Raw genomic sequence first — 21,781 nt, forward strand, 5'->3', positions numbered from 1 at the left:
TCTCCACCAGCCTTTCTACGAGAAGCTCTTGAAGAGACTCATTATCACTAAATCCCATCCATCCGCCATCACAAACAAAAGGATTTTAAAAGGAAGTGAAATCATCATAGGCGGTAACATAATCATCCCCATGCTCATAAGAACACTTGCTACAATCATATCTACTACAATAAAAGGGATAAAAATGACCACTCCCATTTGAAAAGACGTTTTAAGTTCACTTAACATGAACGCTGGAAGGAGAAGACGCGTAGGAACATCGTCCACGTTCTTAGGTCGTTCAACACCCGCCATCCTTACCATAAGAGAAAGCTCTTCCTCTCGAGTGTAACGAAACATAAATTGCCTCATAGGCACTACAGTTTTCTCCCATGCCTGAGAAGCGTTAATAGATCCTGAAAGATAGGGAGCGAGAGCTTGATCATATACTTGTGTCCATGTGGGGGTCATTATAAAAAGGGTCATAAATAAAGCTAATGTTACAAGAACTTGGTTGGGAGGTGTTTGTTGCAACCCTAAAGCACGACGAACAAAACCAAGAACCACAAGAATCCGTGTAAAACTGGTGAGCATGAGCATAATGGCTGGAGCAAGGCTCAAAACTGTAAGCAAAGCCAATATTTGAAGGGTTAAAGCTACATCTTGTGGAGACTCTGCTGCACGAACCCCAAACTCAAGTGCTGGCAAAGGAACTGCTGGGATGTTACTCTCTGCACAAAATCCCGCTGCCCTAATTCCAAGGCTCCATATTAGTACTCCCATAAAAACGAGGAAGCTAACAATCTTTCTTTTCACTATGTCCTTCTCCTTGTAGCCACTCTTCATATCCCCATTTCCCCACCACTTTCGAATTACTCCCGACAAGTAGAGCCAAAACATCTGGTCCGCACTTTACGACATAGAGAACTTCTCGCCCTAATCGTAGAGTAGAGAGCACCTGTAGCCTGGAGTCTTGTTTAAAGGCCTTTCCTGGACGAACATAATGGACAAGAATCCAAGATGCTCCTCCTAAAATAGACAAAGCGATAACAACTCTGATGAGATACGTAGTCATACTGGGAAAAGATGCCGCCCCATAAGCAGTTCCCCCCGTAAATAAAAAGAAAAACCCAGCCAGTAACGCTATAAAGCGACCGCCTGGGATAATTTTTTTCATAATTTTCACACCGCAACTCTCTCAAAAAAACTTCTTTAAATTCATTTTAACCCAGAGCCTTATTCAAGGCCTCCACAACCCTATCAGGTTGGAAGGGCTTGACAATAAAATCCACTGCCCCAGCCTGTATCGCTTCTATAACCATAGCTTGTTGCCCCATAGCACTGACCATAATAACTTTAGAGGCAGGATCCAAAGCCCTAATTGCTTTCACTGCATCAATGCCATTCATTTCCGGCATAGTAATATCCATAGTCACAATATCTGGATGTAGTTTTTGATAGGCCGCCACTGCCACTTTACCGTTTTCTGCTTCTCCGACAACTTCAAAATCATTTTTTGTGAGGATATCTTTAAGCATCATCCTCATAAAGGCAGCGTCATCGACAATTAACACACTCTTCGCCATACCTGCACCCCTCACTTATTGAACTCTTAAGTTATTTATAGCGTTCGGGATCTACCAGACGTGTTCACTATCTCTGTGATACGAACACCGAAATTTTCATCAATAACAACAACTTCCCCTCTGGCAAGGAGCTTGCTATTGACAAGGATATCCACTGGCTCCCCAGCCATTTTATCCAATTCTATCACGGATCCCGGAGTCATGTTCAATATTTCTGAAATGCTTTTTCGAGTACGCCCCAACTCCACTGTTACCCGCACTGGAATATCTGCAATAAGATCAATATTGCTAGATACCTGTCCACTTTCCACCTTTGAAACAAGGGGCATAAATTCAGCAGGACGAACTTCCACTTGGGAAACCTGCGAAGCAGCTCGCGATCGAGGTGCATTTTCTTGAGCAGGCACATCTCCGCGAGGTATTGTTGTTTTCCCTGATGGTACAGCCTTTGGCGGAGCTACATTAGATTTTGCCTGCTGAGATTCGGCAGGCGACATAACGGCTAAAGCTTCATCAGCTATATATTTTGCGGCACTGAACGGCGTAAGAATCCATAAGGGGAACTCTCCCACTCCCTCTATCGTCACAGGATACTCTATTGACCAAATATTTTCTTCCGGACCAGAGGCAGAAAAGGGCAACCATTCCCCTTTTTCCAAAGCCGACGTAGCGTTGTCCGGCATCAGACGGCGTCCACCTAAAATACCACTCATATTCGTAAAAGAAGCCCCTACCATCTGACTCAAACCCTCTTGGGCCGCGTTAAGATAAAGCTCGCTGGCGTCATTGGGCAATTCTTTGCCTTCGCCACCCATCATAAGATCTGCCAGAACCAAGGCCCCATGCTCCGCAAGTACCACTACTAGGGGGGTATCATTCAAGCCTTGGCATGTAACACGAAAGCAGAAAGCCCCTTCCCCAGGTTTGAGGACAAAATCCTTCTGAGGAAGAACCTCTTGTTTTTTCTGTGGAACTGTTACACTTCGCCCTGCCAACATACCAAAAACGTTGGTAACAGCCGTAGAGAAAACATCATTTACGCCGTCTAATACTTTTGACTGCTCAGGAGATACATCCGGAAGTGTTCCGCCACTTTCTTCTTGAGTCTTCAGCGTATGTCCTTGGAGAAGGGCATTTATTTCTTCCTGACTCAACAGCTCATCTATCATCTTTGACTCCTCCCTCGTTATCGGGAATCATCTCTTCGTCATAGAGAATGTTTAATACCTCTATTGCATAACAGTCGTCTAGGCTTCCTGGGCGTCCCTGAAACTTTATCATGTTGCCTACACGAATATCAGCGGCACCATCTACCGTCTCATCTAGTTTTACTACATCCCCAGTACGAAGCTGTAAAACATCATCAACACTGAGAATCGTATGCCCCAACTCCACAGCCACAGGAATTCGAACATTCCCGAGATGGCGAACAATAGCCTCTCTCGCCCCTTCTTCTTTCTTTCGCCCAGTGGAAGCGAACCACTGCTGAGAGCTTAATTTGTCCATTAAAGGTTCCATAAGGAAATAGGGAATACAAATACTGATCATCCCTTCCACATCTGCCACTTTCAGTTTTAAAATTACTAACAACACCATATCGGTGCCAGGACAAATTTGGACAAAAAATGGGTTGCTCTCCATGTTTTCAAAACGGAAGCGAACATCTACTACAGTACTCCAGCTTTCTTCGAGAAGTTCGAGCATCCTCATAATAACTCGTTCTATAACCATACGCTCAATATCTGTAAGATCACGAGCTTTCCCCGAAAATTCGCCTTTACCACCTAACATTCGATCAATAATGGCGAATACTAAGTTAGGATTAATCTCAATCAAAGCATTCCCGCTAAAGGGATACATCTCCAATATTCCTATAACTGTCGGCTGAACAAGAGAGCGGACAAATTCATCGTAAGCCAATTGATCTACAGAAGCAACCTCCGCAGATACCATAGAACGGACCATGGTAGAAAGAGTGGTGGTCAGCTGTCTGGCAAAGGATTCATGAATCATCTGTATAGCCCGGAGCTGATCTTTGCTGAATTTATCAGGTCTTCGGAAATCATAAACCTTAATTTTTCTCTCTTCAGAATCAGCACTCATAGAATCTAAATCAAAACTGCCACTCGAGAGAGCATCTAGCAAAGAGTCTATTTCGTTTTGTGAAAGAACGTCTGGGCACATAGCTCCACCACCTCCTCTAGTTGTTATTTAAAGATCATCTATTGAAGGACAAAACTCTGGAAAAGAACCCTCTTTACGGGAACCTGTCCTTTTACTGGGGGAACCATCACGTTAATACCCTGCTTCACCTCTTCGGCAAGTTCTAGAACTCCTTCAGCACTACGTAATTCAGAAGCCGTCTTACCTTTGGCTACAAGGAGCACTTCATTAGTAATACGCATCTTCCAGCTCTCTTTCTGCAAAGTTTCAAGAGCTTTAGGACTTGAAAGCTCCAAAGCCAAAGTGAAGCTCACCACTCCCCCATCCACACCAGAAAGGTTCGTTATAAACTCTCCTATGTTACACACCGGGCCCGGCTCTTCAATGCTGACCCCAGAAGCAGAAGCTACAGAAGCAGGTCGAAGCAAAAATCGACTTGCCAATAATCCGCCTCCAAAACCAACACAAAAAGCAATGACCCCTATCATAATAAACACGAGAAATCTTTTCATCATGTCGTCTTTCCTCCCAGAGGTTTATTGTACATCATTTGGGATACTGGGAAAGAATCACCACATCCACACGCCTATTCAAGGCCCGATGTTCCGGCGTATCGTTGGGAACAATCGGACGGAAAGCACCATAAGAAACGGCTTGAAGTTTTCGAGGCTCGATACTTCCGCTTTCCTGAAGATAAGACGCTACCGTAGCTGCCCGTAACGCTGCTAGTCCCCAATTATTTTTCAAAGGTCCCCCCCGAAGGGGAACACTATCTGTGTGCCCTTCTATAGACATAGCCGGAACTATATTTTTCAGATGTTGAGCTAATTTGTAAAGGATCCGTTTCCCCTCTGGTTTCATATCAGTTTGGCCTGTATCAAAAAGAAGCTGATCAGAAATAGAGACCGTGATTCCACGCTGGTCAACTCGAACAACTGCCTGATGTTCCAACCCTTCCTGTTTTAAAAAAAGCCTCAACCCTTTTGCTATTTCCCGGGTATCGACGGTATTTTTATCCGATTCTCCCGCATCCCGTCCTTCAAATCCGCCATATGCACCTCCACCTTCCTCTAAAGATCTTCCCCCTGGCAAAACACCTAACGCTCCTTTGAAGGAAATGATCATCTTTTGGAATTTTTCGACATCCAAATTAGAGAAGGAAAAGAGAAGAACAAAAAAAGTCAACAACAACGTAACCATGTCGCTATACGTCGTCAGCCAATTCCCGGATTTTTCTTCATGTTGTCGTCGACGACGAGCCATTATCAAGCTACTCCTTCTTTAGCTTGACGCTCTTCTTCTTCCAACTGTTCCCGCTGCTGTGGCGGAAGGAAAACTTTCAATTTCTCCTCTACTATCCGCGGATTTTCCCCTGCCTGAATCGCCAAAACACCCTCCACCATAAGTTCTCTCGCCATAACTTCCTCCGAAGACCGCGTTGAAAGCTTTCGAGAAATAGGAAGGGCAAAGACATTAGCAATAAAGGAACCATAAAAAGTAGTAATAAGAGCAACAGCCATGCCTGGCCCCAAAGCATCCGGATCATCCAGGTTCTTTAACATAGCAATAAGTCCAATCAGCGTTCCCAACATTCCGAAGGCAGGAGCCATTTCTGCCGTTGTATCGAACATACTCTTATTAGATACATGTCGTTCTTCCAAAATGCCTATCTCTGTATCTAGAATCGCCTTTACGAGTTCTGGATCTGTTCCATCCACAACAAGCTGAATAGATTTCCTTAAAAACTCATTGTCGAGTTCTGCAACGTCACTCTCAAGGGCCAGAAGACCTTCACGCCGAGCTTTTTCTGCAAAACTCACTATGGTTTGTACCAACGAGACTAGATCTGGACTTTTTGAAAAGAAAGCACGACCCAATATTTTGCCGATATTTTTAAAACGATCCATAGGACTCGACATGATAACAACGCCTAAAGTTCCGCCAACTGTGATGAGGAGGGATGGGAAATCGACAAAAGCCATTGGGTCACCACCGACCACAATGCCTCCTACGACTAATATAAGTGCTATGGAAAGCCCTACCACTGTTGCCAGATCCACAGAATAATCCCTCCCATAATAGAGTAAAACTTTATTTTAGCTCTTCTACTCCTCCTGTTGTTGCGCATTTATAATTCCTTCTGAATAAGGACAAGGTCGCCAAATGCGGCTTCGATACGCAACTACGAGCTCAACTACATCCTCTACAGATTCACGGACTACGTACCGATGGTTGTTTATCAGTTTTATAACAGTATCTGGTGTAGTCTCTACTGTTTCGATCAGATCGCCATTGAGAATAAATTGCTCTCCATTAAAACGGGTAAGGGGTATCATCTAATTTTCCCTTTAACGTTTCATATTAACGAGTTCTTCCAAAACCTGATCGCTGGTTGTAACCACTCGGGCATTTGCCTGAAATCCTCTCTGCGCAATAATAAGACGAACAAACTCTTCAGAAAGATCCACATTTCCCATCTCCAGAGATCCACCAGAAATCTTTCCGGCCCCACCCTCTAAGGGAGAAACAACTTGCGCTATTCCCGAGTTAGCACTCTCAATAAAAGCAGTATTTCCTACTTTTTCAAGGCCAGATGGGTTCGCAAAAATAGCGAGACCAAGACGATAAAGGGCTCTACTCTCTCCATTGCTGTAAACTCCTACAACAGTGCCATCACTTCCCACAGCAAAATCGTTGAGAACGCCCATTTCGTAACCATCCCGATAATAAGCTTTTGTGGTAAAAGCCGAACCGTACTGGGTAACCCCCTCTATCTCCTCTTTCCCGAAAGACCGACCGCTAAAATCAAGCTTTATGGAAGCGTCCTCTGCTCCTAGAGCTCCAAACCCTAAGAACATAGTAGGAGTAGCGGAAGCCGTTTCTATTTTCCCATCGCTTCCGAAAGAAATAATCCCCGTGTTATCTTTTAAGGTAATGCCAGATTCGGTAGGTAACCACGCTCTCCAACGCCATTGATTATTGTCAATTTTTTCCCAACTCACTTCAAGGGTATGACTATTTCCCAAGCTATCAAATACATCTAGTTTTGTCACGTGAGTGCTAGGAATTCTTTGATTTATAGTTGTAAGCACATCCCCTGAAGCCGCCCCTTGTCGGATCTCCAGCCCCTGCCCCTTAGAAGAAGGAACCGCAAAAAGCTCCCCTACAGGGAAAGTAGACCCCAGAGAAAGCCCCTTCCCAGACTGATCTATAAAGGTGCCATCATGAGATGCTGTGACATTTGTACTAAAACGGTTTACCATCGAGGTATCGTTATCACCCCATAAAACAAGTTCACGGTCCCCACTTTGGCTTCCTAGATCATTAAACTCCACTAAATAATGGTGCTCTGTTCCATCACTTTCCGCAACGCTGAAGACCTCATAATCCATCATGGCACCCAGTTCGTACTCCCATGCATCGTTAGGTTTTCCCGCATCAGCATTTTTCATCTTTAATACACCTGATTCGCTATCGAAGGTTACATTATACGTGTTTCCGTCGAGAGTAAAGGTGTTATCATTTAATTTAGGCCGCTTCGTATTTTGATCTACACCATTGAGTTTCATTTGGATCGTCTGATCTCCCACTTTTATAGTGAGGAAAGAGTTCACGTCGGTGCCTGTGCCAAAAGTAATAGCCCTATCAACACCGTTGAGAATTCCCGTAGCCTTTACGCCATTTGTAAGAAAACCCATGGGAAGATAGGCGCCTACCCGGCTATCGAGATTGCAACGAAACCCCGAAAGAGTTGTCGCCTTAGCCGGAAGCTTTTGCCCGACAGGAATAGTCATATCCACAAGCTGGGTCCCCTTTATATAACGAGTCGGATCATTTGGGTCTGTTTCCAGAGTGTATCCTTTTAGCATATACCCAGTTCCTGACTGAACTATATTACCATTTGCGTCCAGGATAAAGTTTCCGGCACGAGAGTAGAGAGTTCTCCCCCCATCACTCATAACATAATACCCATCGCCCTGAATGGCCATGTCCGTTCTATTACCTGTATATTGAAGCTGTCCTTGAGAATGTATGGTCTCAATAGCTCCAATATTCACGCCAAGTCCCACCTGCATGGGGTTGATTCCACCACGATTATCCTGAGGGGAGGAAGCACCTCTGGATGTCTGGTAAAGAAGATCTTGAAAAGTCACTGTAGACTTTTTAAACCCTACAGTGTTGACATTCGCAATATTATTTCCAACTACATCAAGCAGAGTCTGATGTCCTCGAACTCCACTTACTCCCGTCATCAGGGATCTTAGCATTTCTGTATACCTCCTAACAATGAGAAATGCGCATTCCCTTGCTTCAGATGAGCCTACCCGTCCGTGGAGGCTTTTTATCTCTATCTCATATACATAATGTCGGAAAGATCAGGAGGAAACTGAAACCCTGTTTTACGCAACAGCAAGAACTTCCCGCATGCCGATTTCAATTTTCTTGCTCGATATGCCCGACAGGTCCGACAACACAAGCATAACACCCTTCTTTTCATCGAAACGAACTGCTTCTACCTTTCCAGCTTGAAGTTGGCCATTTTCATCATAGAAACTGACGTTTCTACCTATGTAGGAAACTGCTGTGCCTTTATTGACAGCAGCCATCTCTTCTACAACTTTAGCAACATTTGTCAGCTGCTCCACTGTGGTGAACTGAGCCATTTGAGCTATGAAGTCCCTATCTTGAAGAGGATTCAGAGGATCTTGATGGGTAAGTTGCGCAATAAGAATCTTAAAAAAAGCATCCTTGCCAAGGCCATCCTCTGTTTTTTGGCTCGTCTTTTTAGTACCATTTTGAGAGTCCGTATCTTGAATTCCCGTTGTCTTAGGAAAGGCTTCGCCTCCATAAACCGTATATTCTGTCCCCTGAACGAACATACCCCGTCCCTCCTTATGCCATCCAGAACAGCAGTCCCTGTTCCAGGTCTATTCTAAAAGCTGAGACTGCATCTACATCATCCTCTTGTGTCCCAAAGGAAAACTTCCGCCCTTTAGACTTTTGAGGGTGATGCTGCGAACCTCTTTCATCCCTTACATCTACAGAACAATCGGCTAAAACCAATCCTTGTTGTTGAAAGGAAGATTTTAAAATAGGCAGTTGCTCTTGAACTGTCTGTCTAAGCTGCTCGTTTCCAACGCGAAACAGTGCTTCCAGCCCTCGCTGTGTGGACACAAGTTCTACATCAACCCGCCCTAAAGCTGGAGGATCTATAACAACAGTAGCTCTCGTTTCTCCTCGCGTATGAAGAAACCGTAAAACATGAGACAAGCCTGTCTGAAAACATTCTGACGGGTCCCCTCCAAGATAGACACCTCTCTGAAGAGCTACTTGTGCCGCGGAGAACTCTGGCTGTTTGGCAGATACAGTTCCTGCCAAAAGGACTCCCTCCTCCTGCACTTTATGACGAGAGACAGAAGGTTCTTTTTCTAAAATTTCAAAAGGCATCATCGCCTCTTTGCGAGAGAAGAGCGTAGAAGAGGCACTCCCCTCATAAACAGGCATCTGTATACGAAAAGCTGATTCCCCTTGTGCTTGTCCCGAACTTTTCTCCAATAAGGAGGAATCTCCCGCTTGTTTTATTTTTTTATCGCTCAAATAGAGAGCCTCTTCTTTAGATATATTTTGTCCGTTCACCACAGGCTTGTCTGAGGTAATCGCAACCCTTTCCACAACTGCAGTAGCAGAATCCATACCGTTTTTTATAAGAGAAACTTTACGTGGAGATAAACCTAAAAGCTTCTCAAATTCTTTCTTTTTTGAGGGAAACGGTGAATTTAAAATATTCTCTTCTGTGTCGTCGTTCCCTTTTTCTTCTGGAACCAATAATGATGGAGCATCCTCTGTTCCCTCTGTTTCTTTGTCTAAACGAAGAGAATCAACTTTTTCTTCAGACTTCCATCCTGATCGCAGTTCCGACTTCAACTCTAACACCCCATCTTGTTCGCTTTCAGCTTTAGATGGAGATGAAATCATCGCGCTTGAAGTCCTCAAAGGTGCGCATCCTAGAAGAGAGAGGGACAAATCTGGCATTACGTCTCCCTTGATTTCCTTCTCATCTTCCTTCTCATCTTTGTTCTCTTCTTCTTTTATTTCGTCTGTGCCTGTAATATCTACGAGAGAAACATTTTCTGCTAACAACTCTCTGTTCTCTCCCGTCAAGAGAGTCATGAGAAGAGCAAAATCCATATTTTGTAATTCAGCTGCTCCTTGAAACATCGTTTCATTGCTTTCTAGCTGACTCTGTCCACAAAAAAAAGGCGAAGAGATCAACTGAAAAAGGCTATCGGGCATGCACTTCTCACCTATCTTTCTCTAGAGCAAGCTGCTCTGTCAATCGTGCCGCTCGTGCAGGGTCCATACGTGCCAAGATAGCTGCAACTCCATCTTCCGGCATATGAAGCAGGATCTCCACTGCTAAATCTCGTTTTAGCTCTTCCAAAATGGAAGCAGCCTTGCGAGGCGACATCTCTCGAAAGGTCTGGACTAAAGATTGAAATACTTCTACAGTTTCTGGTTCTTTTTTTATTTCCTGTTTTTGCGAAGCGACAAAAGCAGCCTCTTTCACAGCCAAATTTTTTTCTTTCTCTACTAATTCCGTCATTAACATATCGATATGAGCCTGAGCTTCATTCATAGTTGCCTCTCGCTCATTGAGACGCTCTGTCCACTCTTCAAGCTCCATACGTCTTCTTTCATCAGCAGAAAGAGGAAGAGATGATGTAAGCCCCAAACGTTCTGCCAAGGGGTGTCCTACTACAGGCAACTTATATAAAAAGGAAGACAGCGTTGGGCGTAGATCCCAAACTCCTGTTAAGTAAAGACCCGTAATAATGCCAATGACCACAAAAAAAGCAATAAAAAAAAAGCTCCACCTCCGACGTCCCTTTCCCTCTCTCTTGCGAGAAGAGGCAAGCCGAGATGAGCTCTGTTCTTCATCCACTTCCTGTTCTACTTCAGGCCAGAGTTCCTCAGGCATTCTTTAATCGCTCCCCATATTTCTCCTATATTCAGCTAATACATTTCGAACATATCGCTGAGTTTCCGAAAAAGGTGGGATCCCTCCAAAAGAATCGACTCTTGCCGGACCTGCATTATAAGCAGCAAGCACCTTCTCTACGTCCCCATTATATTTATCGGCCAGTAAAGCGAGATATTTTACTCCCCCACGGATGTTTTCTTCTGGGTCGAAAGGATCAGATACTCCTAACATTTGAGCCGTTCCCGGCATAAGTTGCATAAGCCCCATCGCTCCTTTAGGAGAAAGAGCATCTTTATTGCCACCAGACTCCATCTTTATCACAGCCCGTATAAGGTCCTCGTTCACACTGTAAGCTCTTCCATATTTTCGAATAGCCTTTTCCGCCGCAGATTGAGGATCCTCTACATGAGGTCTTTTTTTAAAGGCCGTACTTCCAAAAAGCTCTTGACCCCTCTCTGCTTCCTGAAGGACATGGACGAATTGTTCTTTTTTCTCCATCTCTCTTTTAAGGGGAGGTACTGGATAAAAACGCTCCTGTATTTGGGAAATGCGATTAAAAACTCTTTCCATTCCCATCTTACCAGTCATTGTGTCACTCTCCCATCTTTTCCACATGGCGTACAGAAGCTATATCGTCAAGCTCTTCTTGCTCCGCCAACAACAAAAATTCTCGATACTGATATCGAAGCTTCCCTACATATTTTTCCATAATGCGTACTTCTTTATGTTTTTCCACTAATCTTTCTTCTGACTGACAAATACTTTCCCTTACTTTTTGAAGGGCCTCATTCGCTTGATGGATTTCTTCTTCTATAACGTCGATAGCCTTACGGCGGTACCACATATCCTGCGGAGAAAAGACTTGGCCTTCCTGGTCTTCAAAAATACTTAAAGCTTCCTGCCTTTGCTGTTGAAGCCCTTTTACACAGAGAATGATACGGTCTTCATGATTTCTAGCCTCACTTAAAAAAAGGCGCTCTTCATCACGAATTTTTTCTCTTGTGGTAAGGATCCTTTGGAAACGCTGGATTTTATTTATCATACTTCCCTAACGCTCCTCCAATTATGGAACCGCCCTTATTCTTTTTCGGCTTGAGGGGCAAGAGACATAAGCCATTGCGTTGTTTCGTCCAAAGAAAAATGTTCATCTGTTTTCTGACGCAAAAAATTGTGGATTGACTCTATATGTTTCAAAGACCAATCTATTTTGGGGTTGGATCCATCTTTATAGGCCCCTATATTAATAAGGTCTTCAGCTTCACTATATGTAGCCAGGGCTTCTCGAACACGGGCTGCCGCACCGAGATGCTCTCTAGAAACAACGGAAGACATAACTCGACTTACGCTATTGAGAATATCAATGGCAGGATAAAAATTTCTGGAAGCTATCCGCCGTGAAAGAACTACGTGTCCGTCTAGGATACCGCGGACTGTATCGGCAACTGGCTCGTTCATATCGTCTCCCTCAACGAGCACGGTATAAATTCCAGTGATACTTCCCCGTTCTCCTGCTCCAGCCCGTTCAAGAAGTCTCGGGAGCGTTTCAAAGACAGAAGGAGTATATCCTCGCGTAGTAGGAGGCTCTCCTATAGCTAAACCAACTTCTCGTTGAGCTCTCGCCACACGAGTAACAGAGTCCATCATCAAAAGAACATTTTTACCCTGATCCCTAAAAAACTCCGCAATGGCCGTTGCCGTCAAAGCCGCCTTCAGGCGAATAAGAGGGGATTGATCCGATGTGGCAATAACAAGAACAGAACGACGCAAACCATCAGACCCTAAATCATGGTCTATAAATTCTCGAACTTCACGGCCCCGCTCCCCTACGAGGGCAATGACATTTATATCAGCCTCAGTATTGCGGGCCATCATGCCCAGCAGGGTGCTTTTCCCTACTCCGGACCCTGCAAAAATACCAATTCGCTGGCCTGTTCCAAGGGTCGTAAGACCATCTATTGCTTTAACTCCCACAGAAATAGGGGTTCGGATCATCTGCCTACGAAGGGGGTGAGGGGGTTCAGCATAAAGAGGATACAGGTCAGATCCAGCTATAGGCCCTTTATCATCCATAGGTTGTCCGAGACCGTCGAGCACTCTTCCTAAAAGCCCCTTGCCAACATGAACTCCAAGGGGACGTTCCTTAGAAACAACGTCACAACCTGGTCCCACATCTTTAAGGCTTCCTAAAGGCATAAGAAGAACTCTATCCTCTCTAAAACCGACGACTTCTGCGTTAAGTGAACGTAAGCTGTCTCGAAATCGTATTTGACATAAATCTCCCACCCTCACATCAGGGCCTTGAGACTCAACTACGAGGCCAACGACCTGCACAACTCGGCCATTAATTTTAATAAGCTGCGTTTTTGAGAGGCGAGATTCAAGTACATCTAAAAGATGTGCTCTATTCTGGTTGGGCGTCAAGGCTGGAGCCCTCCTCCATAAGCAACGTATCTATTTCTTCGTTAATTTGCTCAAGCTGTGTTCTCCAGCGGGCATCATAAATACCCATATTCGTTTCAACTATGCAACTTCCTGCGTCTACATGGTCATCTGCGTGAAATTCCAATATTTTAATCCCCCGTAAGAGATCACTATATGCATTTTTCTGACCCTCTATAAAGTCCAGATCGCAGGGGTGAAGGTATATAACGACTTTCTCCTTATCACTGATCCGATGCAAAATCGCTTCCAATACGCGAACTGCCGTTTGAGAATCTATAGAAACACTTCTCTTAAGCATTCTCGAGAGGGTCGTTTCCCATAATCTTATAAGGCAAGGAAGATGATATTGGGCAAGAGAAGCCCTCTCTTTAGAGAAAGTTTCATGAATTGAATTAAATGACTCAACAAGTCTGGAAAATCGGTGAAAATATTCTTTTTCCACTTCCTTTTGGGCCTTAGATTGACCTTCTGTATACCCTTTTTCTTGCCCCTTTTGGAACCCCTCTTTATGAGCTTGTTTAAAAAGTTTTTCCTTTTGCTCCTCTAAAGCAACTAGCACTTTTTTGTGCTCTTCTTCTAAAACAAGTTTGCGTTGAAGGAAATCTTCCTCCAGCGCTCGATTTCGACTAAGAGCTTCTTTTAGTTCCTGTTGGAGACTGGTAACTTCAAGTTTTAATTTATCTATTTCTAAAGCATGGCTATTTATGTCATCGGAAGGAAGAAGACGTTCGTTCTTCGTATCTTCCGGGAAAGACTTTTTCTGCGCTTCTTCAGAGGAAACACCAATACGAACTGCTTCCGGCAAAATTCGAACCGCTCGAATAATATTATGGCGGATATATTTAGACAACCAACTCTTCCTCTCCGCCGCGAGAGATAACTATTTCTCCTACATCTTCCAGCGCACGAATTACATTGACAATTTTTTGCTGTGACTCCTCTACGTCTCTTACACGTACAGGCCCCATAAATTCCATGTCCTCTTTCAACATTTCAGCAGCACGTTTCGACATATTCTTGAAAAATTTGCTCCGCAAATCTTCTGTGGCCCCTTTGAGGGCAAGAGCCAGTTCCTTCATCTCTACTTCGCGAAGGACTCTCTGTAAAGAACGATCGTCCATTTTAAGAATATCTTCGAAGACAAAGAGACGGCGTTTAATTTCTTCTGCGAGCTCTGGATCATTCTCTTCCAAGTGCTCCATAATATTTCTTTCTGTTCCTCGATCGGCATTATTAATAATATTCACAATAGCATCGATGCCACCAGCCAGGGTAAAATCTTGCCCCATGACTGTACTCAGCTTTCTTTCAAGCACACGCTCCACTTCCCGTAAAACTTCAGGAGTAATCCTGTCCATCCGAGCTATCCGTTTAGCTACTTCTGCCTGCATTACAGCAGGAAGCCCACCAATTACTTGTGCCGATTGTTCTGGCTCAAGATACGACAGAATCAAGGCGATTGTTTGTGGATGCTCACCTTGTATAAAACTCAAAAGTTGTTGAGGATCAGTGTGGCGCATAAAGTCGAAAGGACGAACCTGAAGGCTTGCGGTAATTCGAGCCAGCAAGTTCTGTGCTCGTTCCGGTCCCAACGCTCGTTCTAGAATATCTCTAGCATATTCCACTCCGCCACGAGCCATATATTCTCTGGCCAATAACATTTCCTGTGCGTCTTTAAGCACATCTAGCTTCTGTTCGGGAGTAACTTTCCCGAGATTTGCTATCTCAAGAGTAATGACTTCCATGGTGGCTTCATCAAAATGTTTGTAGATATCAGCTGCAATCTCATTCCCTAACGAAACGAGTAGAATCGCTGCCTTCTCTTTTCCCTGAAAATCCTTACTGCTTGACACACGTGCCATACTGCGTCCTCCTACCCCTCTATCTACATATCTTCAGAAATCCACTCTTGAACCAAGCTCGCGACCTCTTCAGGTTTGTTTTTCGCATATGCGCGCAACTGTTCTTCAAGAACAGCCAGCTCTCCTTGTGATTCCAAGAGCTCTGGCGATGCAAGAAGGTCCTGAATCGAAGGGATAGCGTTCCCACTCTCTACAGAACCTGTCCCCATCCCTTTCTGTTGACGAAGAGTTTTTCTCCTTCGCACCCACCAAAGAGCTCCGAGTGCAGACACAAGCAATAGAATCGCCAAGCCCACAAGGAACATAATGAGACGTGCACGGCGCTCTTGTTGCATTTGTTCCTTCAGCGCATCTGCCAAGGTAGTGGAGAACTTCATCCCCTGTATCACTAACTGGTCCCCACGATTTACATCCAGCCCTAAAGCAGGAGCAACAAGATTTCGAAGCTCTTCATTCCTATTTTCATCAAGCTCCGCATCTACAAGAACAGATGCCGTTAATCGCCGGATAGCACCCGGTGTATCTATTTTCTCGCTCTCTCGCGTAGAAATTTCATAGTTACTCACCACATCTGTCTTATTGTATTCGTTCATACCACTAGAAGGAGCTCCGACAGCGTAGCCCGGTATATTTGTGGTTGTGCCAGGGGCACCTCCCACAGGAGAACCTGTACCAGTGAAGCTTTCTTCCATATTCTGCTGGCTACGAAGAACGCCTTTCCCCGTTGACCCTGGGACATAATCTTTTTGCCGACTTTGTTTCTTATCAAAGTCAAGATCTACCTTTACCCGAACAACAACATGGCCCGGCCCATACACTCGTTCAAGCATTTGGCAAACTTTATGTTCCAATTCTTTTTCTTGTTGACGCTCGAGTTCTCGTTGTACGGAAGAAACTGTTTGTCCAACTCCCGATTGTGTATAAACAAAGAACTCCTGATCCAAGAGATCTGAAAGCACCTTACCACTCGTATCTACTACTGTAACATACTCTGGGGTCAACCCCTCAACACTATGAGATACAAGATGAACTATGGCTTTTACTTGATTCGGCCCAATTTCCCTACCAGGCTTCAAACGAACAAGAACAGAAGCCGTAGAAGGTTGCTGCTGTTCAAGGAAAAGATGCTGTTCTGGAATCACAATATTTACCTTCGCATATTCTATAGCTTCTACCTGACTAATTGTTCGGGCCAACTCCCCTTCAAGAGCCCTGAGGAACGTCACTCGCTGTTGAAATTCATTCATGCCCATCTTAGCTTCATCAAAAAGTTCAAGCCCAACATTGCCTCCCTTGGGCAATCCTTGTTGAGCAAGGGCCAAACGGACCTCATAAACTTGATTTTTAGGAAGCAATATGGCATTCGCCGCAGGATCTAATCGGTAGGGCACTTTCTGTTCCTTAAGATAGGCCACAATTGAGGCCTCATCGCTTACATCGAGATTGGCAAAAAGGGGCTCGTAGACAGGACGCCCTCCCCAGAGAATCAGCAATAAAAGAGCAGCCACAACCGACACGGCAGCTCCCATGATAGACCACTTCTGCCATTGCCTAAGCGAGGACCAAAATGTGAGAAATCTATTCTTTAATTGAATAAGCTCATTCATCTCAATTATCTTATATTATAAGGAATAGAAAACTAAACCGGCATGCGGGCGAGCTGCTGGTATGCGTCCAAAAGTTTATTTCGGACCTCTGTAATCATTCGCAACGCCATCTCTGCTCTTTGAACGGAAAGAACCACAGTCGACACGTCATCTACATCACCAACAGCAAGCTTTTGAACCATAACATCTGCATCTTGCTGAAGATCATTAACCTTTACGAGAGATTGGGTAAGAATATCTTCGAAAGAAGGATGCTGCGTGCAGTTGCCATCCACAGTAGACAGAGCGCTTTTCTTTTCAACTTGAGGGCCGAATTTGTTGAGATCAAGCCTAACGAGATCCATAAAAACCCTCCTCACGAGGTTTAATAAATAATGTATAAATTATCCTATGAAAGCAACTGTTTAATTTTAGCATATCATTTCACTTCGCAACGACAAAAAAGGGGACACATACTGTGTCCCCAGAAGGAAGTCGTGTAGGCCTTATGGTTTAATTTAAAATTCTTAGCCGCGGAGGATATCCAAGGCCCCATTCCACATATTCTTAACTCCATCCGCTACTGCCAAATTCGCCTCGTATGATCGGCTGGCTGTCATCATATCTGCCATTTCTCGAACTACATTTACATTAGGATAAGCCACATACCCCCGCTCATCTGCATCTGGGTGGTCCGGCTGATAAACCAGACGGGGAGGTTGCGTATCTTCTGCTATATCTACAACTCTCACGCCTCCACCACACTGTCTTTTTTCCTCCGTTGCCAGAATTTCGGCAAAAACAGGAGTTTTGCGAGCATAAGAACCACCTGTTTCTGTTCGAGTCGTATTCACATTTGCCAGATTGGAAGCAATCACATCCATCCATAACCTATGGGCAGTTAAAGAACTCCCGGCTATGTCAATTGTGCGAAATACTCTCATCACCGGCCTCCTATAACAAGGCGATACATGGAACTCTTCTTGCCCATCAACCTTGTCATGGCCTGATAAGCAAGGCGGGTTTCCGTCATTTTAGCCATCTCTATTTCCACATCTACATTATTGCTGTCAAACCGCACTTTCTCGTCATAAATCTGATGATCCAAAGGCTGGACAGCGTTAATATTCAAAGGTCCTGTCGGAATATGTTTATTATGTGTCACCTCAAGAGGCAACGTATCCGGACCAAAAACAACTTTTTTTAGCTGATCTTCAAAAGAAATTTCTTTTCGCCCGTATCCCGGAGTATTGGCGTTAGCCAGATTGCTCCCCACAGCCTGAAAACGTCGAGCTAGACCTTCGAGGTCTTTTTCTGCCACCTTCCACGCTTTATCGACAATCACAGCTAATCACCCCCCTGAAAGTAATATCGGCCTTTTCTTTCTCAGACTTTATGCCTGGGGCAAAAACATTCCCAGCTCCTCTACGAAAAGTGGGCTGAGAATCTTTATAAACGTCCCCTTCATTCCTAAACTGCGGCTCTCTATAATACCGGCGCTTTCGAGCTTTCTTAAAGCATTGACGATAACACTTCGGGTTACTCCTACTCTATCTGCGACTTTACTGGCTATTACAACTCCCTCATGAGCCCCGAGTTCCGCAATAATATGCTTTATCGATTCGACTTCAGAGTAAGAGAGAGCCCGCATGGCCATCTGAACAACAAGTCGCTCTCGTGCTCGCTCTTCAATGAGTTTGGTACGGTCATGAAGAATTTCAATACCAACAAGAGTTGCCAGATACTCTGCCAAAATAAGATCTTTCATGTAAAAAGGCTCAAAGAAACGAACCAATAACAACGTTCCCAAACGTTCAGCTGAACCATAAATAGGAACATAAAGAGTGTGTTTCTCTGGAGCATCTTCAGTTGTTACTTCATCATCAAAAAGATAACCATCTGTCTCGCTCAATATAGACTCTCGATGCTGGTTCATCCTTTCAACAAAATTCTCAGGCATATATCCTCTCTCAAGGAAATTGGCTACTGCCTCTGAATGATATTCACTGACCCAAGAATGGCCTAAAATTCGTCCGTCTCTATTAATAATATAGACATTTGCGGTAGAAAATTCGCAAAGAAGCTTTGCCAGTTTGTTATAATCCGGTTTTGTCCCTTCCCGTCTGCTTTGAAGGGCTCTTCCTACCTGTCTCGTCTTTTCAAGCAAATCTTTCATTGCTGGATCTTCGACTATAATAGAGTTTTTATCCACCATTTTCTTCTCACCTTTCACCATTATTAATCCCTCCTGATATTTTTAAAGCAAATATTTCCGCAAGTCTGTATCTTCCATGAGAGGAGAGAGTCTTTCTCGCACAAATTGAGAGTCAATGTGAATAGCCTCTCCCTGTCGCTCCGGTGCCGTAAAGCTAATATCCTCCAAAAGCTGTTCAATCATGGTATGAAGACGACGAGCGCCGATATTTTCCATTTCCGAATTCATTCTTTCAGCCATAATGGCAATTTCCTGGATGGCATCGTCGGAAAATTGTATATCCACATTCTCAGTGCTGATTAAAGCCTGGTATTGTCTTATGAGACTATTTTCCGGCTCTACCAGAATCCTTGCTAATTCCTCTCTACCCAGAGGTTGAAGTTCTACGCGAATGGGGAAACGCCCTTGAAGCTCTGGGACAAGATCCGAAGGTTTAACGCTTGAAAAAGCTCCTGCAGCTATAAAAAGAATATGATCGGTTTTAACTATGCCGTACTTTGTTTGTACAGAAGAACCTTCTACTACAGGGAGAAGATCTCTCTGTACCCCTTCCCTGCTAACATCAGGACCACTCGATGTCCCTTTCGACACGACCTTGTCAAGTTCATCTATAAACACGATGCCTTCTTCTTGTGCCTTCTCTAAAGCGATATTAGCAACACTTTCCATATCAATGAGTTTTTCTGCCTCTTCTGCCTGCAATATTTTACGGGCCTCTGCTACTTTCATACGTCTTTTCTTGGTCTTCTTGGGCAAGAGTCCTCCTAACATCTCACTAATATTCATTCCCATAGAATCCATACCTGCTCCACCAAGAAGGGGGATAGCGGCAGCCATTGCATTTTCGGTAATTTCCAACTCAACCTCTCGCTCATCGAGTTTTCCTGCTTTTAGTAGAGAAAGAACTTTATTACGGGTAGATTCCCGAATCTGATCTTCTTCTGAAGCCGAAACAGTCTCCGGTTCTTCTGCTTTTCCTGAAAAAATTTTCATAAAGTCAGGAACACCTGGTCGACGTTCCGGTTTAGGAATAAGGACATCTACAAGACGCAGCTCGGCCCTCTCCGCTGCCGGAGCTTGAACTTCTTTTATCTTATTTTTCTTAACCATGGCAACAGCAGCTTCTACGAGATCGCGAATCATAGATTCTACATCTCGCCCTACATAGCCTACTTCTGTGAATTTCGTAGCTTCAACTTTCACAAAAGGAGCTTGCGTAAGATCAGCCAATCTTCTGGCGATCTCCGTTTTGCCCACACCTGTGGGCCCTACCATGAGAATGTTTTTAGGAGCAATCTCATTAGCCAAGTTTTGTGGAAGATTCCGGCGTCGAATTCGATTACGAAGAGCAATTGCCACTGCTTTCTTAGCCCTATCTTGTCCTACAATATAACGATCGAGGAATTCCACTATAAGGCGAGGGGTCAGATTACGTCCCTCCTCTGGTACTATTATCATTCTCCAATCACCTCAACCGTTACTTCTTTATCTGTATAAATACAAATATCTGCAGCCAACTCAATAGAACGTTTCGCTATTTCTGGGGCCTCCCAATCACTTGCATCCAAAAAAGCTCTCGCCGCTGCCAAGGCAAAACCAGCGCCTGATCCAATAGCAGCCACATTATGTTCTGGTTCAAGAACATCACCAGCCCCTGAAAGAAGAAGGGTATGCTCTTTATCTGCCACGAGCATGAGCGCTTCGAGCTTTCTTAGTGCCCGATCGAGTCTCCATTCCTTTACAAGAGAGACAGCTGCCCGCATTAAATCTCCACTGTTTTCTTCGAGACGGGTCTCAAAACGCTCTAACAATGTCATGGCATCAGCTGTACTCCCAGCGAAACCAGCAATCACTTTCCCTTTATAAAGACGACGGACTTTACGAGCACCAGCTTTAATGATCTGATCCCCGAGAGTAACCTGACCATCTCCAGCCATAGCAACTGTCTGCCCTCGACGAACGCACAGAACAGTAGTTCCCTTAAACAGCTCAATCATCTCCTCTTATACTAGAAAAAGCCTTATAGTAACTTTCTTTTAAATGTTCCGCCGTTACAGTAAGATAACGTTGTGTTGTTATAAGACTTTCGTGCCCTAACAGTTCCTGCATTACGCGAATAGAGGCTCCGCCTTCCAACATATGAGTAGCAAAGCTATGGCGAAGCATATGAGGAGTTACTCCAGAAAGGCCTACCCGCCGAGCCGCTCGAACAACAACTCTTCGAATTGTGCGAATAGCAAGATGCCCCTCTTCCTCCCCTGGAAACAAAAAAGGGCTCTTTTGTTCACATTCATCTCTCCATGCCAAAAGAGCCTGAACAGCAAGTCTCCCTACAGGGAGCATCCGTTCCTTACTTCCTTTTCCCTGTACCCGAATCCATCGTTCCGAAAGGTCTGTATCCTCCCAACGAAGAATGGCCAATTCCCCAATCCGAAGGCCACAACCATACAAAAGTTCTAAAATAGCACGATCTCGAATTGGGTCTGTCCCCTTCTGAGTTCCTTCTTCTATCATGGATGCAACCTGTTCGATGCTCAGAGCTCTGGGCAATCTAGCTGGAAGTCGTGGTCCTTTAATATTCTTCGCTAGATCGCGGGTTAAAACTTTTTTCCCCACCAAAAAAGAAAACCAGCTTTTTATAGCCGACAATTTCCTGGCCACAGAAGTACGAGCATAGCCAAAAGAAGCAAGGATTCGCAAATATTCTCGGATCAAACGAGCATCCACATCATGAACAGAAGTTACGTTTTGTTCCAAAAGGTAATGAGCGAACTGATTCAGATCAATAGCGTAATTCTCTATTGTATTCAAGGACATACTTTTGGCAAAACGCATCTGTTCCAAATAATAATCCAACGCAGATGATAACTTTTCAACCATGATGACATTTTACCATTTTTTTCAGCACACTTTCTACTTTTCTAAACAATAAAAATACTAAAAATTTAAATTTTTGCAATATGTAC

At 44.3% G+C, this 21,781-nt stretch carries 26 protein-coding genes; all 26 read right to left on the reverse strand.

From position 1 onward, the window contains the following. Nucleotides 1-15: 15 nt before the first annotated feature. The 26 genes from fliP to B3L97_RS09000 all read right to left on the reverse strand — a co-directional run bounded on the left by fliP (nt 16) and on the right by B3L97_RS09000 (nt 21,695). Nucleotides 16-795: a flagellar type III secretion system pore protein FliP gene (gene fliP, locus B3L97_RS08875; protein WP_286934875.1), complete on the reverse strand. Its 780-nt coding sequence runs from the start codon at nt 793-795 to the stop codon at nt 16-18. After that, complete coding sequence (locus B3L97_RS08880; RefSeq protein WP_286934877.1) at nt 776-1,156, reverse strand: hypothetical protein; 381 nt, start codon at nt 1,154-1,156, stop codon at nt 776-778. The genes fliP and B3L97_RS08880 overlap by 20 nt, the downstream gene beginning before the upstream one ends. Nucleotides 1,157-1,202: 46 nt before the next feature. Further along, the gene (locus B3L97_RS08885) at nt 1,203-1,565 is read right to left on the reverse strand and encodes a response regulator (RefSeq protein ID WP_024821725.1); all 363 of its coding nucleotides are present in this window, start codon (nt 1,563-1,565) and stop codon (nt 1,203-1,205) included. A gap of 35 nt (nt 1,566-1,600) precedes the next feature. Continuing rightward, a complete protein-coding gene (fliY, locus tag B3L97_RS08890) occupies nt 1,601-2,734 on the reverse strand; it encodes a flagellar motor switch phosphatase FliY (RefSeq protein WP_286934879.1) in 1,134 nt (377 codons plus the stop codon). Further along, nucleotides 2,724-3,749 (reverse strand): flagellar motor switch protein FliM, encoded by a 1,026-nt coding sequence (gene fliM / locus B3L97_RS08895; RefSeq protein ID WP_024821724.1) that lies wholly within the window; start codon nt 3,747-3,749, stop codon nt 2,724-2,726. Before fliM ends, fliY begins: the two co-directional genes overlap by 11 nt. A gap of 38 nt (nt 3,750-3,787) precedes the next feature. After that, nucleotides 3,788-4,243, reverse strand: a complete 456-nt coding sequence (locus B3L97_RS08900) for a flagellar basal body-associated FliL family protein (protein ID WP_024821723.1) — start codon at nt 4,241-4,243, stop codon at nt 3,788-3,790. A 31-nt stretch (nt 4,244-4,274) separates the two neighbouring features. After that, entirely contained in the window at nt 4,275-4,991 is a 717-nt protein-coding gene (locus B3L97_RS08905) for an OmpA/MotB family protein (protein ID WP_286934882.1), read from the reverse strand. Between the two features lie 2 nt (nt 4,992-4,993). Beyond that, nucleotides 4,994-5,788 (reverse strand): motility protein A, encoded by a 795-nt coding sequence (locus B3L97_RS08910; protein WP_286847906.1) that lies wholly within the window; start codon nt 5,786-5,788, stop codon nt 4,994-4,996. A 45-nt stretch (nt 5,789-5,833) separates the two neighbouring features. After that, nucleotides 5,834-6,064 carry a flagellar FlbD family protein gene (locus tag B3L97_RS08915; protein WP_286847904.1) on the reverse strand — a complete coding sequence of 77 codons (231 nt, stop codon included), beginning with the start codon at nt 6,062-6,064 and terminating at the stop codon, nt 5,834-5,836. Nucleotides 6,065-6,076: 12 nt separating this feature from the next. Beyond that, the gene (locus B3L97_RS08920) at nt 6,077-7,996 is read right to left on the reverse strand and encodes a flagellar hook protein FlgE (protein ID WP_286934883.1); all 1,920 of its coding nucleotides are present in this window, start codon (nt 7,994-7,996) and stop codon (nt 6,077-6,079) included. A 132-nt stretch (nt 7,997-8,128) separates the two neighbouring features. Beyond that, on the reverse strand, nt 8,129-8,608 hold the full coding sequence (locus tag B3L97_RS08925) for a flagellar hook capping FlgD N-terminal domain-containing protein (protein WP_286934884.1): 480 nt from the start codon (nt 8,606-8,608) through the stop codon (nt 8,129-8,131). Between the two features lie 13 nt (nt 8,609-8,621). After that, entirely contained in the window at nt 8,622-10,022 is a 1,401-nt protein-coding gene (locus B3L97_RS08930) for a flagellar hook-length control protein FliK (protein WP_286934885.1), read from the reverse strand. A gap of 7 nt (nt 10,023-10,029) precedes the next feature. Further along, the gene (locus B3L97_RS08935; protein WP_286934887.1) at nt 10,030-10,707 is read right to left on the reverse strand and encodes a MotE family protein; all 678 of its coding nucleotides are present in this window, start codon (nt 10,705-10,707) and stop codon (nt 10,030-10,032) included. Between the two features lie 3 nt (nt 10,708-10,710). Further along, complete coding sequence (locus B3L97_RS08940; RefSeq protein ID WP_286847897.1) at nt 10,711-11,298, reverse strand: lytic transglycosylase domain-containing protein; 588 nt, start codon at nt 11,296-11,298, stop codon at nt 10,711-10,713. A gap of 4 nt (nt 11,299-11,302) precedes the next feature. Continuing rightward, a complete protein-coding gene (locus B3L97_RS08945) occupies nt 11,303-11,752 on the reverse strand; it encodes a flagellar export protein FliJ (RefSeq protein ID WP_286847896.1) in 450 nt (149 codons plus the stop codon). A 35-nt stretch (nt 11,753-11,787) separates the two neighbouring features. Next, nucleotides 11,788-13,131, reverse strand: coding sequence for a flagellar protein export ATPase FliI (gene fliI, locus B3L97_RS08950; RefSeq protein ID WP_286847895.1), 1,344 nt, complete (start codon nt 13,129-13,131; stop codon nt 11,788-11,790). Continuing rightward, complete coding sequence (locus B3L97_RS08955; RefSeq protein WP_286934889.1) at nt 13,112-14,002, reverse strand: FliH/SctL family protein; 891 nt, start codon at nt 14,000-14,002, stop codon at nt 13,112-13,114. Before B3L97_RS08955 ends, fliI begins: the two co-directional genes overlap by 20 nt. After that, on the reverse strand, nt 13,995-15,014 hold the full coding sequence (gene fliG / locus B3L97_RS08960; RefSeq protein WP_034326214.1) for a flagellar motor switch protein FliG: 1,020 nt from the start codon (nt 15,012-15,014) through the stop codon (nt 13,995-13,997). Before fliG ends, B3L97_RS08955 begins: the two co-directional genes overlap by 8 nt. Before the next feature lie 23 nt (nt 15,015-15,037). Beyond that, nucleotides 15,038-16,621: a flagellar basal-body MS-ring/collar protein FliF gene (gene fliF, locus B3L97_RS08965; RefSeq protein ID WP_286934891.1), complete on the reverse strand. Its 1,584-nt coding sequence runs from the start codon at nt 16,619-16,621 to the stop codon at nt 15,038-15,040. A 32-nt stretch (nt 16,622-16,653) separates the two neighbouring features. Next, the gene (gene fliE / locus B3L97_RS08970) at nt 16,654-16,965 is read right to left on the reverse strand and encodes a flagellar hook-basal body complex protein FliE (RefSeq protein WP_286847889.1); all 312 of its coding nucleotides are present in this window, start codon (nt 16,963-16,965) and stop codon (nt 16,654-16,656) included. A 162-nt stretch (nt 16,966-17,127) separates the two neighbouring features. Continuing rightward, nucleotides 17,128-17,544, reverse strand: coding sequence for a flagellar basal body rod protein FlgC (flgC, locus tag B3L97_RS08975; protein WP_286847887.1), 417 nt, complete (start codon nt 17,542-17,544; stop codon nt 17,128-17,130). Continuing rightward, nucleotides 17,544-17,945 (reverse strand): flagellar basal body rod protein FlgB, encoded by a 402-nt coding sequence (gene flgB / locus B3L97_RS08980; protein WP_286934894.1) that lies wholly within the window; start codon nt 17,943-17,945, stop codon nt 17,544-17,546. The genes flgC and flgB overlap by 1 nt, the downstream gene beginning before the upstream one ends. A 48-nt stretch (nt 17,946-17,993) precedes the next feature. Next, on the reverse strand, nt 17,994-18,836 hold the full coding sequence (gene codY, locus B3L97_RS08985; protein WP_034326212.1) for a GTP-sensing pleiotropic transcriptional regulator CodY: 843 nt from the start codon (nt 18,834-18,836) through the stop codon (nt 17,994-17,996). 21 nt (nt 18,837-18,857) lie between these two features. Further along, complete coding sequence (gene hslU, locus B3L97_RS08990; protein WP_286934896.1) at nt 18,858-20,273, reverse strand: ATP-dependent protease ATPase subunit HslU; 1,416 nt, start codon at nt 20,271-20,273, stop codon at nt 18,858-18,860. Next, a complete protein-coding gene (hslV, locus tag B3L97_RS08995) occupies nt 20,270-20,812 on the reverse strand; it encodes an ATP-dependent protease subunit HslV (RefSeq protein ID WP_286934898.1) in 543 nt (180 codons plus the stop codon). Before hslV ends, hslU begins: the two co-directional genes overlap by 4 nt. Then, the gene (locus tag B3L97_RS09000; RefSeq protein ID WP_024821703.1) at nt 20,805-21,695 is read right to left on the reverse strand and encodes a tyrosine-type recombinase/integrase; all 891 of its coding nucleotides are present in this window, start codon (nt 21,693-21,695) and stop codon (nt 20,805-20,807) included. The genes hslV and B3L97_RS09000 overlap by 8 nt, the downstream gene beginning before the upstream one ends. Between the last annotated feature and the right edge of the window lie 86 nt (nt 21,696-21,781).

This window comes from Aminobacterium sp. UBA4834, assembly GCF_002400205.1.
GTDB classification, from domain to species: Bacteria; Synergistota; Synergistia; order Synergistales; family Aminobacteriaceae; genus Aminobacterium; species Aminobacterium mobile.

Excerpts from the sequence above, each read along its gene's own strand:
- B3L97_RS08915 (WP_286847904.1), bottom strand. The coding sequence starts at position 6,064 with ATGATACCCCTTACCCGTTTTAATGGAGAGCAATTTATTCTCAATGGC.
- B3L97_RS08880 (WP_286934877.1), bottom strand. The coding sequence starts at position 1,156 with ATGAAAAAAATTATCCCAGGCGGTCGCTTTATAGCGTTACTGGCTGGG.
- B3L97_RS08945 (WP_286847896.1), bottom strand. The coding sequence starts at position 11,752 with ATGATAAATAAAATCCAGCGTTTCCAAAGGATCCTTACCACAAGAGAA.
- B3L97_RS08940 (WP_286847897.1), bottom strand. The coding sequence starts at position 11,298 with ATGACTGGTAAGATGGGAATGGAAAGAGTTTTTAATCGCATTTCCCAA.
- fliG (WP_034326214.1), bottom strand. The coding sequence starts at position 15,014 with ATGGCACGTGTGTCAAGCAGTAAGGATTTTCAGGGAAAAGAGAAGGCA.
- B3L97_RS08920 (WP_286934883.1), bottom strand. The coding sequence starts at position 7,996 with ATGCTAAGATCCCTGATGACGGGAGTAAGTGGAGTTCGAGGACATCAG.
- B3L97_RS08930 (WP_286934885.1), bottom strand. The coding sequence starts at position 10,022 with ATGCCCGATAGCCTTTTTCAGTTGATCTCTTCGCCTTTTTTTTGTGGA.
- fliY (WP_286934879.1), bottom strand. The coding sequence starts at position 2,734 with ATGATAGATGAGCTGTTGAGTCAGGAAGAAATAAATGCCCTTCTCCAA.
- B3L97_RS08935 (WP_286934887.1), bottom strand. The coding sequence starts at position 10,707 with ATGCCTGAGGAACTCTGGCCTGAAGTAGAACAGGAAGTGGATGAAGAA.
- B3L97_RS09000 (WP_024821703.1), bottom strand. The coding sequence starts at position 21,695 with ATGGTTGAAAAGTTATCATCTGCGTTGGATTATTATTTGGAACAGATG.
- hslU (WP_286934896.1), bottom strand. The coding sequence starts at position 20,273 with ATGATAATAGTACCAGAGGAGGGACGTAATCTGACCCCTCGCCTTATA.
- fliM (WP_024821724.1), bottom strand. The coding sequence starts at position 3,749 with ATGTGCCCAGACGTTCTTTCACAAAACGAAATAGACTCTTTGCTAGAT.
- B3L97_RS08905 (WP_286934882.1), bottom strand. The coding sequence starts at position 4,991 with ATGGCTCGTCGTCGACGACAACATGAAGAAAAATCCGGGAATTGGCTG.
- flgC (WP_286847887.1), bottom strand. The coding sequence starts at position 17,544 with ATGAGAGTATTTCGCACAATTGACATAGCCGGGAGTTCTTTAACTGCC.
- hslV (WP_286934898.1), bottom strand. The coding sequence starts at position 20,812 with ATGATTGAGCTGTTTAAGGGAACTACTGTTCTGTGCGTTCGTCGAGGG.
- B3L97_RS08900 (WP_024821723.1), bottom strand. The coding sequence starts at position 4,243 with ATGATGAAAAGATTTCTCGTGTTTATTATGATAGGGGTCATTGCTTTT.
- B3L97_RS08925 (WP_286934884.1), bottom strand. The coding sequence starts at position 8,608 with ATGTTCGTTCAGGGGACAGAATATACGGTTTATGGAGGCGAAGCCTTT.
- codY (WP_034326212.1), bottom strand. The coding sequence starts at position 18,836 with ATGGTGAAAGGTGAGAAGAAAATGGTGGATAAAAACTCTATTATAGTC.
- fliF (WP_286934891.1), bottom strand. The coding sequence starts at position 16,621 with ATGAATGAGCTTATTCAATTAAAGAATAGATTTCTCACATTTTGGTCC.
- fliE (WP_286847889.1), bottom strand. The coding sequence starts at position 16,965 with ATGGATCTCGTTAGGCTTGATCTCAACAAATTCGGCCCTCAAGTTGAA.
- B3L97_RS08885 (WP_024821725.1), bottom strand. The coding sequence starts at position 1,565 with ATGGCGAAGAGTGTGTTAATTGTCGATGACGCTGCCTTTATGAGGATG.